The sequence below is a fragment of the Vibrio sp. 10N.222.46.A1 genome (assembly GCF_041473595.1).
Lineage (GTDB): Bacteria > Pseudomonadota > Gammaproteobacteria > Enterobacterales > Vibrionaceae > Vibrio > Vibrio tasmaniensis_A.
In genome coordinates this window covers 1-468 of the sequence record NZ_JBFRSN010001415.1, presented here as the reverse complement: position 1 = coordinate 468, position 468 = coordinate 1, and the positions used below count along the sequence as shown (strand labels likewise).

1 protein-coding gene is annotated in these 468 nt (G+C 43.4%); it reads right to left on the bottom strand.

Annotated features, from left to right (window positions below; genetic code table 11):
• Window positions 1-22 precede the first annotated feature (22 nt).
• Window positions 23-468 (bottom strand): Fe3+-citrate ABC transporter substrate-binding protein (locus AB4496_RS27015; RefSeq protein WP_372132998.1); only part of this gene is annotated, 446 nt, incomplete at its 5' end.

Sequence of the window (468 nt, the reverse complement as noted above, 5' to 3'; positions counted from 1 at the left end):
AACGAAGTTATCGAGGTTGATACTACTTCAGATCAATGCTGTTCAATCGTCCCATAAAGATAAGCAGCTCAATCACATCTTTGTGAGCTTCAAGCAGTGCTCGTTTGGTTTGGCTGTAGGCTGCGAGTCGACCGTGTTTCCGTATAGAACATACTTTCGTTCTGTATTTGTAATCACCATTCTCAGAGAAAACACGCCATTTAGCTATGTAGCACTCGTCGCGATGTTCAGGGTCACTCTGCGTTGGATTGGGCTTAAATACAATTTTAGGCTCTAAACTATGAGGCAGACGTGTCATGAGATAGGGTTCTTTGAGGACCTTTGGCCAAAACTTGCCCCAAAGCTGTCTACCTAGCTCATCTCTTAATTTGATGGTTTTCTTGAGTGCTTTGTCTTCCCCCATACGAACAAAGCCAACTGAACGATGTAATACCGTATCGTCGGGTGTATGAATGTGGATCTTAAAAG